A 16,444-nucleotide genomic window follows, 5' to 3' on the forward strand; every position below is an offset into this window, starting at 1 on the left:
AAATGTAATGAATTCGTTTATATTAAGCATAAAAAAACGGTTTAGAGTGAACTAAACCGTTTGTTTTGAATCGATTAAATGTTGTAGCGAGAATGGGGCACGATCCCATGACCTCCGAGTTATGAATTTAGAGCAATACATATAATATTAATATTAATACCTTTAAAATCAATTATTTAATGCCTTTTTAAATTTATTTGATATCAAATGTATGCAATTGATATCAAGGAATGTTTTAGCTATGTTTTAGCAGCGTTTAATTATTTAAGAATTGTATTTTTATTTTATACCCAAATAGTTATGTCATCAATAACCCCATTTTTAGTTAAAAGACCAAATTCGAAAAATCTTCATCCTATAACTATAAGAATTATTAAGGATAGGAAACCTGTATATATTTATTTGGGACAAGCTATTAAATTGAATCAATGGGATTCTAAGAATTGTCGTGTAAAAAATTCACATCCCGATTATTTAGAAATTAATCAACTTATCATCACCAAATTATCCAAAGCTAATAAGAGTTTGCTTAATGCTGAAATTAAAGAAGATAATTTATCTTCTAAATACATAAAGAGAAAAATTATTTCGAAAGTAGAAGATGATTTCTTCATTGTTGCGCAGTATTATTTACAGCTTATAAAAGATAGAAAACAATTTCACCAATTTGACATAGAATTTAAGCGCATCGAAATTTTTAGGGAGTTTATAAAAAAGAAAAGTCTTAATTTTAATGAGTTAAATTTTGAACTTTTGAAGCAGTTCGAGAGTTATTTGTTAAACAATAGAAAACTAGTAGCAAGGACAGTTGCAAATTACATGATAACATTAAGAACTATTTTTAATTTAGGAATAACTAAATCTGCAATCAATATTCAGTTTTATCCCTTTGGAAAAGGGAAATATCAAATTAGATTTCCAGAAACTAGAAAGGTAGGGTTGAATATTGATGAAATCAGAATTCTTGAAAACATAATTGGGCTTTCAAATGCGCAACAGTATGCTTTAAATGTTTGGTTAATTAGTTTCTATTTTGCTGGTATAAGGGTTAGTGATGTGTTGAAATTGAAATGGAAGGATTTTTTAGATGATCGATTACATTATAGAATGGGGAAGAATAGTAAATTAGTCTCATTAAAGATACCCGATAAAGTATTGAATATTTTAAATAAACTTGATAGGGATACTAACTCAATATATTTATTTAAAGAATTTGAAGACGTTAATGTGGCAGACGAAAAATTAATAAGAACTAGGATAAAAACAGCAACAAGGAATTTTAATAGAAGATTAGAGATAGTTGCAGAAAAAGCTGGAATAGATAAAAAAATTAGTATGCATATTGCACGTCATAGTTTTGGAAACATTTCTGGAGATAAAATTCCTATTCAACTGTTACAAAAATTATATAGACATTCTTCCGTGACAACTACTATAATGTATCAGTCAAACTTTGTTCAAAAAGATACCGATGAGGCATTAGATAAGGTTATTAATTTTTAAAGTTCTACTAAAGCATTTTCTAAAAGACTCCAGAGAATGAAGAATAAACCAGTTTTTTTAAGGTTCCATACTGTTTATGGATTTTCATAAATTTTACTCACCAAATTACACTCCATTTCCTAATTTACAATTGATTAAATAAAAATATATAAATTTTATTTAATTTGGGCAATTGAAGTTTCAAAACCCATTTTTTCAAAAAGTACAGAAATTAGTCTTTTATTGCTTAAAAGGATAAGATAATTAATTACAATAAATTTATCTATGTCCTTTTAAAGAGGTTCTTTTTTTGTTGTTCCAGATGTTAGCTTGAACTTATACCTTCTGTTATATTAACTTTATTTAATGGTAATATAGTATTAAATGTCAAATTGATTGTAGTTGTGTATTTAAAAAAAACTATTCCACAGGATAGAGCAGGATACAGAATCATTACAATAATCGTAAAATTGTTATCATATTTGTAATGGCATAGCACTTCTACTATGCAATAGCCATATATACTAAAACAAAACTATAACATGTTAAAACTAAAACTCAAAATGAAACAAAAATTTAAAAGACAATGTCCTGTCTTTGGGTTTGTGCTAATGCTTGCTCTGGTGCTTTCCAGTTTAACGGGCTTTAAAGTTCAAGCTCAAGAAAGGATTTCTGGTGTCGTTAAGGATGGTAGTGGTATACCTTTACCAGGTGTAAGTGTCATTCAAAAAGGAGCCAGTCGTGGGGCTTCAACAGATTTTGACGGGGAGTACTCATTTGAATTAACAACAGGAGATAAAACCTTAGTGTTTTCTTACATAGGTTTTAAAACCATTGAAATTCCTGTAAATGGAAAAAAAATTATTGATGTAATTCTAGAAGAAGATATAGCAAGTCTAGATGAAGTAGTGGTAGTTGGGTACGGCACTCAAAAAAAAGAGAGTGTTGTAGGAGCTATTACTCAAGTAAAAGGAGCAGATTTAATGCAAAGGGCAGCAGGTATAACTAATGTTGAAGAGGCATTGCAAGGTAATTTACCAGGTGTAACTGCAATAGAAGGTAGTGGAGCTCCTGGCGAGGATAACGTACGAATATTTATTCGAGGACTAAGTTCATGGAATGGTGATGGAGGTCCTCTTATTTTGGTAGATGGTGTTAAGCGGTCAATGACAGATATCGATATGAATGATATTGAAAACTTATCTGTACTTAAAGATGCTTCTGCTACGGCTGTTTTTGGTGTAGAAGGTGCAAATGGTGTAATATTAATTACCACTAAGAGGGGGAAACCAGGAAAAGCAGAATTGTCTCTAAATTTTAATACAACCGTTAAAATGGTATCGCAATTACCAGAGAAATTAGATTCTTATAATGCGATAACACAAGCAAATAGCTCAATTCTTAGAGAATTATCTGTTGCACCAAACTCATGGGGAGATTATACGCCATTGGCTATTCTTGATAAATACCGTAACCCTGCTTCTCTTGAAGAAAGTTATATTTACCCTAATGTGAATTGGGAGGATGAGTTATTGAAAGATTTTGCCCAAGATTATCGAGTTAATTTATCTGTTCGTGGTGGTAATAAAACCGCTAAGTATTTCGGTAGTTTAGCTTATCAAACAGTAAGTGATATTTTTGATGGAGGAAAGTACGATAATGGACGAGGAAATTTAGGCGAGTTTAGATACGATAGATTTAACTTTAGAAGTAATATTGATTTTAATATTACAAGCACTACAGAGTTATCTGTTAATCTTTCTGGTTTTTTAGGGGTTAGAGAAAATCCAACTAGTGTGAGTAACGTTACAAATGGAATTTATCAAATAGCTCCAAACTTATATACACCTGTATATCCAGATGGTTTTTATGGGCAATCTATAAATTCAGCTTTTATCTTTAATAATCCTATTGTTGCTTTGTCGGCTTCGGGGTATGATACTTATAGAAACTTCCAAGTAAATACAGATTTTATACTAAAGCAAAAATTAGACTTTATAGCTGAAGGCCTGTCTTTCAAAGGGCGATTTTCTCTGGATAATAATATGAGAAGTAAGCAATCTTTAAATGATGGAGGTGTACAATATAGATTTTATGATGGTGATAGTGAGCAGTTTAATATTCCAGATGTTGATGGTAGTCGATTTGATTATGTTCAAGATCCTTGGACTTTAGGCACCTCAGGTGTTGAGAATAGTCAAAGAGAAAGAAGTTTAGTTTATGATTTTTCTTTAAATTATGATACCGTTTTTGGAGAGAAACATAATTTTACTGCGCTGTTTTTAATGAGAAGACAAGAAACTGCAAAAGGCAGTGTTTTTCCAAGATACCGAGAAGATTGGGTAGGAAGGGTAACTTATAATTACGATTCAAGGTACTTTATAGATATTAATGGAGCTTACAATGGGTCTGAAAAATTTGGTCCAGAATTTCGTTTTGACCTCTTTCCTTCTTTAGCTTTAGGTTGGACGCCTTCAAATGAAGCTTTTTTAGAGAATGCCGATTGGTTAAATAAACTTAAATTTAGAGGGTCTTACGGTCTTGTTGGAGATGATAATTCTTCAAATAGGTTTGGATATATTACCCAATGGGCAAATGGAGGCCCTGTATATGGTTCTGCATTTTTAGTGCCAAGTTCATATCAAGGTACAGCAGGACGATCGCCTTACACATTTTATAGAGAAGATTTAGTGGGTAATCCAAACCTTCAGTGGGAAACAGCGGTTAAATATAACATAGGAGCTGAGTTCTCTATATTTGATGGTTTGTTGACTGGTGAGTTTGATTATTTTGCGGAAAATCGTGATAATATTGTAGTTCTAGGGAGTGACCTTAGTGTACCAGATTTCTATGGTGCAACGCCTCCAGATCTTAATACCGGTGAAGTTGAGGTAAGAGGTTTTGAGCTTGTTCTTGGTGCCAATCATACCTTCGAAAGCGGGTTAAATCTATTTGGTAATTTTAATTATACCCAAGCGGTAGATAAAGTGATATCAAGAGACGACCCGTTGTTTAGACCTGATTATCAAAGGTTTGCTGGTTATCCTATTGGGCAATCAAGAACAGCCATTCCTGCAGGGATTTTAACCAACTGGGATGATGTATATATGTCAACACCAGTAATAAACAATCAGAACGTAACACGTGTAGGGTATTATGACGTTGTTGATTTTGATGGAGATGGTATTTATAATTCTAATTTTGATAATGCACCGTTTGGTTATCCATCACAACCGCAAAGAAACTGGAGTGCTACTCTAGGGGCTAGATATAAAGGGTGGAGTCTTTCGGCACAGTTGTATGGTACTCAAAATACTTCTAGACAATTTAGTAATAATACCTTTACGCAACAAACACCATTGATTTATACGCACGATTTAGATTATTGGACCGTAGATACGCCCAATAATACAGATACACAACCTGCATGGTCAGCAAATGGAGCTACCAATCCTAGAGATTCTTGGTTGGATGGTTCATTAACAAGGCTTAAAGCAGTTTCTTTAACTTATGATATACCTAGTGAGTTTTGTGAAAAAATTGGGCTGAAGAAACTTCAAGTTTTTGCGAACGGTAACGATCTGTACTTATGGTCTAATATGCCTGATGATAGAGAATTTAATACGTCTAGCGATGCACAGTCTAGAGGAGATTATCCTACCCTTAAAAGATTCAACTTTGGTTTTAATATGAATTTTTAAAAAAAAGAAATAATGAAAAACTATAAAATAAATTTATTAATAATCCTAGGATTCGCATTATCGTATTCATGTGAGGATTATTTAGATCAAGCACCAGAGTCAGTCATAGATGAAGAAGAAGTTTTTTCAAGCTTTAAAAATACTCAAGGTTTCGTTGAAGAAATGTATGCCTCAGTAGTATCTTATGAAACGCAAACACATACTTTTCAAGATTTTCTTTTGGGTGATGATGGGCATGTTAATCGAGAACAAAAAATAAGTGGTGATATTGATGCAGGAAACTTCAATGCTGTGATATCTGATAATTTTGCTTACTTTAATAATCACCAAGGAGCAGACTATGGTTCAACAGGAACCAATTCAGCCAATGTTGATAATATTAATGCTTTTAATAGACAAAGACCTGGATTATATGATGGTAGCTTACGCGGTATTCGTAAAGCTAATATTGTCATTGAGAGTATTGATTTAATGGTAAATGCAAGTCAAGAAGAAAAAGACGTAATTCTAGGACAGGCTTATTTTTTTAGAGCATTTTTCCATAATGAGATTATGAAATTCTGGGGACGTTATCCATACATTGATAGAGTTTTAATAGATGATTTTGAAATACCACGTCCAGAAACCTATAAAGAAGTAGCTTTACTTGCAAATGAAGATTATAAAAGAGCTATTGAGTTATTACCTGTAAATTGGGATAACGAGAATTATGGACAATTAACTTTAGGAGAAAATAAGGGTAGGCTAACCAAAGGAACAGCTTATGCTTTTCAAGGTAAAAACTTACTTTTAGCAGCAAGCCCTTTAATGTTTGGAAATAACGGAAGCGTTAATACGTATCAATATGACACAGAGTTATGTGATATGGCTGTTGATGCTTTTGCTGGGATTCTTAAATTAGCTGACCAAGGACGCTATGGATTAGCTTCTTGGGAAGATTATGATGAGGTGTTTTGGAAAACAGCAACACCTAACGCATGGCCAGGAGGTACAGAATATGTGTTTTCTGCAGGAGGAGGTAATCAACAACAAGTAGAAAGATTTATGACATCGGGAGTAAATAGAGACATACATGGTAGCGTTTCGGAAAGTATCTCACCTACTCATAATTATATTCATAACAATTTTGGAATGTCTAATGGACTTTCTATCGAGGATGATCTTAGTGGCGCATACGGAACCCCATTATTTGACCCTACTAAGCCTTTTGAAAATCGTGATCCACGTTTTTATAGATGGCATATTATCGATGGTGAGGAGGTAGCACCAAAAGCAACAGGGGCAAACGCACAACACAGATTTGCACAACTTTGGTATGAAAATACAGGTGATGCAGGTATACACCGTAGAACAATTTTTGATAATAAAAAATCTACAACAGGCTATATGTGGACCAAATTTTATCCTAAAGTAGATGGTGAGTATCATAGTAAATGGAATAATATTATAGGTCAATATTCTGGTATGCGTATGCACATGAGACTAACAGATGTTTATTTAATGTATGCAGAAGCATTACATGCATCTAAGGGAGCAACTACAGCACCGGCGTCTTATGGCTTAACTGCCGAGGCAGCTATTAATTTATTTCGTGATCGCGCCGGTATTCCTAATGTGCATCCTAGTATAGTTGCAGATAATAACAAGTTTATGGATGAACTTAGAAGAGAAAGAGCTGTAGAGTTAAGTTATGAAGCTCATAGGTGGGTAGATATTCGCCGATGGGGAATAGCACATTTAGATAAATACAAGAGAAAATTAGCATTAGATTTTCCAGAAGACAGATCTAGTTTTACAGAGAGACTTCTTGTCGAAAGAATTTGTGAGTTCCCACAACACTATTGGTTACCGTTTGAAGCTAAACAAACGCAAATTTATGAGGGCTTCCCTCAAAATCCAGGTTGGTAGTCATGTACAAATTCGTTTTAATTAATATAAAGAAAAAAATGAAGATAAATAAATTATATAGGTTGTTTACTCTAGCTTGCTTAATGTTATTTGGCTTAAGTAATGTTACAATGGCCCAAACAAAGAGTACCGATGTAAAAGCAACTGTGGTAGATGAGCAAGGTAGCCCTTTAAGCGGAGCTGCTGTTTTTAGCTCAAGTGGAGATAAAGCAACTTCGGATGCTAATGGACAGTTTCAAATTCCATTGCTTAGTGATGAATCTGTTGTAATTGAAAAAAAAGGATACGAGTCAGAACTTGTTGATATGTCTGATTTAGCAGGTACTATTACCTTGGTGAAATCTCCTTTTCTCGCTTCTGAAGATGACGAAATTAAGATGGGAGTAGCCACAAAAGTTCGTCGTGATATTGTAGGAGCAGTATCATCAATAAACACAAGAGATCGTTTAACTTACGACAACACGCAATGGGTAAGAGATTACATTAATGGTTTAACACCAGGAGTAAGAGGTTCTGATAATATTAGAGGTATTGGTAGTGCTATTTTTGTTATTGATGGTGTTATTGGGCGTGATCCTGATATTTTAAATATGGAGGAGGTTGAGCAGATAACGGTTCTTAAAGACGCTAATTCTGTGGCATTATATGGTAGTCAAGGAAGAAATGGAGTTATTGTTATCAATACCAAACGCGGTCAAGTTAATAAAAAAGAAATTAATGTGAATATAAGAACTGGAATAAAAGCACCTAGGGCTTTGCCAAACTATTTGAGTTCTGCTGCATATATGACACTTTTTAATGAAGCTCGGAATAATGATGGGTTAGATGATCTTTTTGATCCAGCAGAGATACTAGAATTTAGATCTGGATCTAATGCATACAAATATCCAGATGTAGACCTGTATTCAAATGAATTTGTGCAACCCTTTATAAATTCTACAAGTATTATTTCTGAGTTTTCCGGTGGAAATGAAAAAAATCAGTATTATGTTAATGTAGGATGGACTAGTGAAGATGCTTGGGTTGATATAAATGATGATATCAATGCAGGAACTAATAGGTTTAACGTAAGAGGTAATATCGATTTTAAAATAAATGATTGGATTACTAGTAGTCTAGATGGAATTGCTATTATTAGCACAACTAAATCTTCAAGAGCTGATTTATTGAGTGAGGGTACTACTTTTAAGCCTAATACCTATTCACCATTTATACCTGTTGATCTCGTAGATATTAGTGACTCAACGGTTGCTGGTCAGTTACAAGCGGCGCGTAAGTTTAATGGTTTTCTGTTAGGATCGACACAACAGTTTGGTACAGATGCACCTATAGCACTTGCTGTTGCCGGTGGTTATAGAAATACGGTGTTTCGTTCTACGCAGTTTAACAATACAATTAATTTTGACTTAAACAGAATAACGAAAGGTTTAACGGCTAAAACTTATTTGAGTTTTGATTTTTATGATTCTTATAATTTATCCATAAATAATCAATATAAAACATATGCACCAGGTTGGGAAGGCGATAGAGTCACTAATTTTGGTATTAATAATGATGATCCACTTAACCCTTTTGCAGATAATTCTGGTATTTTTGGTGAAGACCTAAAAGATCAAACTGAAAATGTTAGTACTAATGGTTTTGTATCTCGATTTGGTATTTATGGACTAGTTAATTATGAAACCAGTTTTGCAAAAGACCATGCTTTAAGTACTACTTTATTAGGATATTATAATTCACAAAAGACAAATGATGTAATTCAAACGGATGTTGATGCTCATTTAGGATTTCAAGTAGCTTATAATTTTAAAAAGAAACTGTTTTTTGATTTTAGTGGAACCTACGTTAATTCCCTAAAACTAGCGGAAGGTAATAGAGGTGGTTTATCACCAACTTCTGGTGTTGCTTATATTTTAAGTGAAGAACCGTTTTTAAAGGATAGTAAATTTTTTAACTACCTTAAATTAAAGGCTTCAGGAGGTATCATAAAGTCCGATCAAGGTATTGATGGTTATTACTTATATGATTCAAACTATTCTGAAGGAAACAATTTTACTTGGGCAGATACAAATGCTAACCGCAGACAAAATATTTCACAAGGACAAAATCTAAATTTAGGTTTTGAAGAACGTATAGACTTAAATATTGGTTTTGAAAGTTATGTAATGAATTCACTTTGGTTAGAATTTAATTATTTTAAAACCGAACTAGATAAACAAGTAGATTTTTTAGATGCCCAATACCCATCTTATTATGATACATTTAGGCCTTATAATAATTTTAATAAAAATGAATATACTGGTTTTGAAATTGGAATGAATTATAATAAAACCTATAATGATTTTTCTATGGGAATTGGTGCCAATGTTTTATACAGCCAAACTAAAGCCTTAAAACGTTCTGAATTAAATGAGTTTGACTATCAAAACAGAGTTGGGAGAGAACTATCTTCAATTTTTGGATTAGTAGATCAAGGTTTTTATGCGGAATCTGATTTTGATACAGATGGTAATTTAAATGCAGGTCAACCTGTTCCAAATTTCGGAAATGTACAACCTGGAGATATAAAATATCAGGATCAAAATGGAGATAATATTATTGACAATAATGACAGAATTGAAATCGGACAGTCTAGTAGCCCTTGGAGCTATGGTGTAAACCTAAACCTAAAGTATAAAGCATTTAATTTATACATACTAGGTACAGGGCAAACAGGAGCAGATGGTAATAAGTTAAGTAGTACTTATAATAATTACTATAGTGTTAATGGTGATGTTAAATATTCTGAAGTTACTTTAGGGCGTTGGACACCAGAAACGGCAGATACTGCAACGTTTCCAAGGTTGTCATCACAAAATAACTCTAATAACTTTCAAACATCTTCATTTTGGTTGTTCGACACGAGTTATTTTACTATCAACCGTGCGCAATTTACCTATGAATTCAATGATAATTTAACTAACAAACTTGGTATGGAAGATTTGAGTTTAAATTTACAAGGAACTAACCTCTTGGAAATAGCAAAAAACAAAGATATTCGCCAATTAAGAATTGGTTCTTCACCACTAACTAGGTCTTTTACTCTAGGTGTGAGAGCGTCATTTTAATATAATTAGAAAATTAAGATAAATAAAATGAAAAATTTAATAAAATATATATTAATTATGCTGGTATTTACTGGTATGATTGCCTGTGATACTCTGGAACCAATTGACGAAAACAGGTTAGATTTTGATTTTGTTAGCACGAATCCCGATGCAGCAGAAGGAATATTATTAAATGGATATTCTAACTTAGTTAATCAATATTCATTTTCTGAAGCAGCTACAGATGACGCTGTAAATAATATTTTGGATAATAACTACAAGAGAATGGCTCTTGGCGAGTTAAACGCACAATTTAATCCTGCATCCCGTTGGAATAATTTTGAGCGCGTATTCTGGGCAAACAGATTTCTAGAAATTGTTGACGCTCAAGAAATGCAATGGAGTATAGATACCTTAACTAACCAAATGTTTAATATGCGTTTGAAAGGAGAAGCACTTGCACTTAGAGCATTACACCATTTTTATGTACTACAAGCACATGCTGGAGTAGGCGAATCTGGTGAGTTACTAGGTATTCCATACTTTACTGAATTTGTTGAGTCTGACGGTGATTTTAATATACCGCGTTTATCATTTGAAGCTTCTGTACAGGCTATTATGAAAGATTTTGATGAAGCGTTAGGTTTATTGCCAACAGATTATGGATTAAGTGAAGGAAATGTAGACCCATGGTACTCAAATTTAGAAAATTTTGATTACAATAAGTATCAAGTAGTAAATGATAACTTTTTTGATTTACGAATTTCAGGAAGAATTGTAAAAGCACTAAAAGCTCGTTTGGCACTCTTTGCTGCTAGTCCATCATTTTTAAATGATCAAAGCTATTATAACATGGCGGCAAATAATGCCTCCGAAATTTTAAACACAATTGGTGGTGTTGCAGGTTTAGAGCCAACAGGTGTTGAGTTTTATGCATCAGATGATAATATCGTTAGTAGTGAAATGTTATGGCGTGGTTCAATAGGAGGTAATAGTACAACTTATGAGGAAAGAATGTTTCCACCTTCAGTTAATGGAAGGGGAGAGATTAATCCAACACATAACTTTGTTATGGCATTCCCTATGCAAGACGGATACCCTGCAACTGAGGCCAATGGTTTCGACCCGCAAAACCCTTATGCTAATAGAGACCCTAGACTAGAAAAGTATGTGGTTGTTAATGGCGCATCTTATGGTGGAGGAATAATTAATACCGGTGTTGGTGGCGGAAATGATAGATTAGATTCTATTCCTCAGCAATCAACAACTACGGGATATTACCTCAAAAAATTATTACATCCAGATGTTAGAATTAATAACGATGGAACAAAATCAGGGAAACGACATGCTGACGTGTATTTTAGGTACACTGAATTATTTTTAATATTAGCAGAGTCTGCTAATGAAATTGGTGGTCCAGATTATCAGGTTAATGGAATTACCGCTCGAGATGTAATTGCAGGAATACGTAATAGAGCCGGAATTGTTTCACCAGATAATTACTTGGCATCTATTACAAGTCAAGAGGATATGAGAGAACTTATTAGAAATGAACGTCGTATAGAACTTAGTTTTGAAGGACACAGGTTTTGGGATCTTAGAAGATGGGGATTACCCTTAAATGAAGCGGCCAAGGGGTACTTTTATAATGGCAGTAATTATGTAGAGTTACCGTCTGTTGAAATTAGAAATTATCAACCGTTTGCTACTTATATGCCAATTCCAAATGCTGAAACGATAAAATTTTCAGAACTTGAGCAGAACAATGGATGGTAGTATAATTGTTTACCATAAAAGAATTAAAAAATATTAGACATGAAAATAAAATTAGTAATAATACTGGCTATTGCATTTAGTTTAATGGCTTGTGAGAATCAAGAAAATGAATTTGACGATTTTGGTTCAACTTCAGTATATTTTCCATTTCAAACCCCTGTAAGAACACTAATTCAGGGTAAGTACGATTTAGGTTTTAATGATAACGATAATAATGGTCGATTCGAAATCGGAGTTATTATGTCGGGAGTTTATAATAATAATAAAAACCGTATAGTACATTTTGAGATGGCTCCCGAACTAATAGATGCAAGTCTATTGGCTGGGGTAGATTCAGTAAACGTCAAAGTATTACCGTCTTCTTATTATACAATTGAGCAAGAAAGTCCTGTAACAATTCCTTCAGGTTCTACAAAAGGGGTTATCCCGGTGCAACTTACAGATGCATTTTTTGATGACCCACAATCATTTGCAGAATTTGAGGAAGTGCATTATGTAATTCCATTAAGAATTACAGATTATGAGGAATTAGATTCGCTTCTAACAGGGGTGCCAGCTGTAGATAATCCTATTAAAATACGAGAAACAGATTGGGAAACACAACCTAAAGATTATACACTTTTTGGTATTAAGTTTATGAACAAATATCAAGGTGTCTATTTAAGACGCGGTGAGGATGCAGCTTCAGGGACTAACGAATCGGTAACAGTTTTTGAAAATGGTGATCCCACAGTAACAGCTTCAGAGGACATTGAAGGCTCTACAGTTTATAGAGCAGATAATGTTGTGCAAGATGAATTACTGCCAGTATCAACTGCAGGAAGGACAAGCGCAATTACTAATATTAGTGTTAGAAGGCCAGGTATTGCTACCAATAACAAGTTGTCTTTATTATTGACATTTAACGATAATGAAGAAATTATCATTACTAATGCTGATCCATCTAGTACTGTTACTGTATCAGGTACAGGGCAATTTGTAGAAAATGGCGATGAATGGGGCGGAGAAAGTCGAGACGTAATTTACTTAGATTATGAATACAGAGAAACAGAGGTTGAAGTTACAGAAAGCCGTTTTTTTGGTAGTTTAGTTTCAACAACAACATCAACATTTGATTTATTGCATACAGTTAAAGATACTTTGGTAATAAGAGACCGAGACGTAAAATTTGAAGAGTTTACTGTAGAATTAAAAGAAACGCCTTAATTAGTATAGCTTAAACTATATGAGTCAAAAAATAGCGGAGAGCATAATATGCCTTCGCTATTTTTTTTATTTAAAAAAAATTCCATCTACTTTAACGGCAATAAATAATTTTCAGGATACAGCAGGACGGTTTGTTATTTAAAACACCTTAAATTTATACTATTACAATACTATATTAATTTTGGGTAGATTTATTATATAAATAAGAAATTGACAGTCATAAATAAGATAAATATATAAAATATGAAATATATGTTTAAAAGATTTTGAGTTAGTTAGGTATGATCTCCATTTGGAATTAAGTTTTAAAGTGGAGTTTCTTTTTATTTATCCGTAATTTTATTATTTACCATCATAAATTTTTTGAATGAAACTATGAACACAATCACAACTAAACTGCTATTAGTTATTGCATGTTGTATTATAACTTCATGTATTAAGAAAGAAGAACAAACACCTTGGATAGATTTAATTCAAGGTAATTCATTAGAAGGCTGGACAATTTTGGGAGGTGAGGCGAGCTATAACGTTAATGATGGCGTTATTATTGGAACGACCAAGGCTAACACACCAAATACATTTTTAACTACAAATGAGAAATACGGGGATTTTATATTTGAAATTGAATATAAAGTAGATCCAACTATGAATTCTGGAATCCAAATAAGAAGTAATAGTTTACCTTATTATCGAGATGGTATGGTACATGGTTACCAAATAGAGATAGACCCATCGAAGAGAGCTTGGAGTGGTGGTATTTATGATGAAAAAAGACGTAAATGGTTAAACCCATTAGATAAAAATACTGAAGCACAAGCCGCATTTAAGCAAAATGAATGGAATCATTATCGTGTTGAGGCAATTGGTGATACTATTAAAACTTGGATTAATAAGGTGCCAGCAGCCTATTTAATAGATGATAAAACGGCCTCTGGTTTTATTGGATTACAAGTGCATTCAATAGGTAATAATAAGGAAAAACTTGGAAAACAAGTTATGTGGAAAAACGCTAAAATATTAACTGAAGATTTGGCAAAATACTCCAATAAATCACCTTTAGAACCTATAGAAACAAAAAACATGCTTACGTTTCAAGAAAAGAAAGATGGTTGGAAAATGCTATGGGATGGCAAAACCACAAAAGGCTGGAGAGGAGCCAAATTAGATAAATTTCCTGAGTCTGGTTGGGTTATTGAAAACGGAGAACTTATTGTTTTAGCTACAGGAGGAGAAGAGTCTACAGCTGGTGGAGACATAGTAACAACTCAGGATTATAGCAACTTTGAGTTACAAGCAGATTTTAAACTAACTCCTGGCTCCAACAGCGGTATCAAATATTATGTAGATACCGAGCTAAATAAAGGTCCTGGATCATCTATTGGCTTAGAGTATCAAATTCTAGATGATGCGCTTCATCCCGATGCTAAAAGAGGTTCGCATGAAGGTAGTAGAACGGTTTGCTCTTTATATGATTTAATTCAGGCAGACACCAAGAAGCCCTTAAAACCAATTGGAGAATGGAATACGGCATATATTAAATCGATAGATAATCATGTTGAACATTGGGTAAATGATGTTAAGGTTTTGGAGTATGAACGCGGAAGTAAAGCATTTTTAAAACTAGTTTCAGAAAGTAAATATGCCAAATGGCCAAATTTTGGTTTATTAGATAAGGGGCAAATTCTATTACAAGATCATGGCGATAGAGTAGCTTTTAGAAATATTAAAATTAAAGTGCCACAAAAAAAGAAAAATTAAAATGGGAAATAACCGAAGAGATTTTATAAAAAAAACAACCGTAGCGGCATTAGGAGCAAGTTTAACAGGTACAGCTAATGCTATGTCGGCAAGTAGCTATAAAAATATAATTGGTGCTAACGATCGTATTAATGTAGCAATAGCAGGATTAGGGCGTAGACTACAGGCCTTTAAGCAGCCTATTGCATTAAAAAAAAGTAATGCAAAATTATTATATCTATGCGATGTCATGGAAAGTCAACGCTTAAAAGCTTTAGACGGTTTTAAAGAGCATATAAACTACAATCCGAAGTTAGAAAATGATATTAGAAAAGTATTGGACGATAAAAATGTAGATGTACTTATAAACGCTACACCAGACCATTGGCATACTCCAGGTTCTATTTTGGCAATGAAAGCCGGTAAGCACGTCTATGTGGAGAAACCTTGTAGCCATAATATGTATGAAAACGAACAATTAGTTAAAGCGGCAAAGCACCATAACAAAATCGTTCAAATGGGGAATCAGCAACGTTCATCAGGGCATACTATTGAAATTATGAAAGAAATTCATAATGGCGTGATAGGAAAGCCTTATAAGGCAGTGGCCTTCTATAATAATGGGCGTGGTCAAGTACCATTACAGAAAAGTGCTCCAATACCTAATGGTTTAGATTGGGATTTGTGGCAAGGACCTGCACCAAGGAGAAAGTATACTTCTGAAACGTGGGATTATAACTGGCATTGGTATGGTTGGGAATATGGAACGGCCGAGGCAGGAAACAACGCAACACACGAATTAGATGTTGCGCGTTGGGCTTTACAAGTCGATTTTCCAAAACATGTATATGTTGAAGCAGAAAAGAGACACTTTGTAAACGATGGTTGGGAAATGTATGATGATATGGAGGCTACCTTTAAATTTGCCGATAATAAAGTCATTAAATGGGATGGTAAATCCAGAAATAGTTATAGCACCTATGGAGGTGGACGAGGAACTATTATCTATGGTACCGAAGGATCCGTATTCATTAATAGAGGTAAATATATGTTATACGATCGCAGAGGAAAACTAGTTAGAGAATACAGTTCGTCATCAAAAGAAGCTGGAACCGCACTTGGTGGTGGTGGAGACACATCAACAAAACATGTTCAAAACCTTTTTAATACTATAAGAGGAACATCAAAACTAACAGCACCTATTGATGATGCGAGTAAAAGTATGGCTATGGTACATTACGCAAATATTGCTTATAGAATTAATAAAGGTTATGATATAGACGATAAAACCGGAATGATGTACAATAGAGACGCCATGAAGCTGTGGTCTAGAACTTATGAACCCGGTTGGGAGCCAACCATTTAATAATAGCAATTTGTTTAAAACCTCAAATGCCAATTGGTGTACGAGGTTTTTTATTTTGAATCAGGATTATGTGAAAAATATTAACTAAATTTTCACATATTATCTCAGGACACAGCAGGATAGCTTCCTGTTATGAATCCTTTAATTTTAAAGACTCCAAGTTTGGTGTAAAAACCCACTCA

General features: G+C 33.6%; 8 protein-coding genes. All 8 read left to right on the plus strand.

The features are described from left to right. Nucleotides 1-207 precede the first annotated feature (207 nt). The 8 genes from ACJJV4_RS00010 (at nucleotide 208) to ACJJV4_RS00045 (ending at nucleotide 16,262) form a co-directional block, all read left to right on the plus strand. Nucleotides 208-1,503 (plus strand): tyrosine-type recombinase/integrase, encoded by a 1,296-nt coding sequence (locus ACJJV4_RS00010; RefSeq protein ID WP_405290838.1) that lies wholly within the window; start codon nucleotides 208-210, stop codon nucleotides 1,501-1,503. Nucleotides 1,504-2,045: 542 nt separating this feature from the next. Then, nucleotides 2,046-5,183 carry a SusC/RagA family TonB-linked outer membrane protein gene (locus ACJJV4_RS00015; protein ID WP_405290840.1) on the plus strand — a complete coding sequence of 1,046 codons (3,138 nt, stop codon included), beginning with the start codon at nucleotides 2,046-2,048 and terminating at the stop codon, nucleotides 5,181-5,183. A gap of 12 nt (nucleotides 5,184-5,195) precedes the next feature. After that, nucleotides 5,196-7,091, plus strand: a complete 1,896-nt coding sequence (locus ACJJV4_RS00020) for a RagB/SusD family nutrient uptake outer membrane protein (protein WP_405290842.1) — start codon at nucleotides 5,196-5,198, stop codon at nucleotides 7,089-7,091. A gap of 110 nt (nucleotides 7,092-7,201) precedes the next feature. Then, nucleotides 7,202-10,198: a SusC/RagA family TonB-linked outer membrane protein gene (locus tag ACJJV4_RS00025; protein ID WP_405290844.1), complete on the plus strand. Its 2,997-nt coding sequence runs from the start codon at nucleotides 7,202-7,204 to the stop codon at nucleotides 10,196-10,198. A gap of 27 nt (nucleotides 10,199-10,225) precedes the next feature. Then, nucleotides 10,226-11,953 carry a RagB/SusD family nutrient uptake outer membrane protein gene (locus ACJJV4_RS00030; RefSeq protein ID WP_405290846.1) on the plus strand — a complete coding sequence of 576 codons (1,728 nt, stop codon included), beginning with the start codon at nucleotides 10,226-10,228 and terminating at the stop codon, nucleotides 11,951-11,953. A 39-nt stretch (nucleotides 11,954-11,992) separates the two neighbouring features. Next, nucleotides 11,993-13,159 carry a DUF5627 domain-containing protein gene (locus ACJJV4_RS00035; RefSeq protein WP_405290848.1) on the plus strand — a complete coding sequence of 389 codons (1,167 nt, stop codon included), beginning with the start codon at nucleotides 11,993-11,995 and terminating at the stop codon, nucleotides 13,157-13,159. Between the two features lie 375 nt (nucleotides 13,160-13,534). Next, nucleotides 13,535-14,917, plus strand: a complete 1,383-nt coding sequence (locus tag ACJJV4_RS00040; protein ID WP_405290850.1) for a DUF1080 domain-containing protein — start codon at nucleotides 13,535-13,537, stop codon at nucleotides 14,915-14,917. 1 nt (nucleotide 14,918) lies between these two features. Beyond that, entirely contained in the window at nucleotides 14,919-16,262 is a 1,344-nt protein-coding gene (locus ACJJV4_RS00045; RefSeq protein ID WP_405290852.1) for a Gfo/Idh/MocA family protein, read from the plus strand. The last annotated feature ends 182 nt before the right edge of the window (nucleotides 16,263-16,444 follow it).

The organism is Algibacter sp. Ld11, from assembly GCF_045066735.1.
GTDB lineage: Bacteria > Bacteroidota > Bacteroidia > Flavobacteriales > Flavobacteriaceae > Algibacter.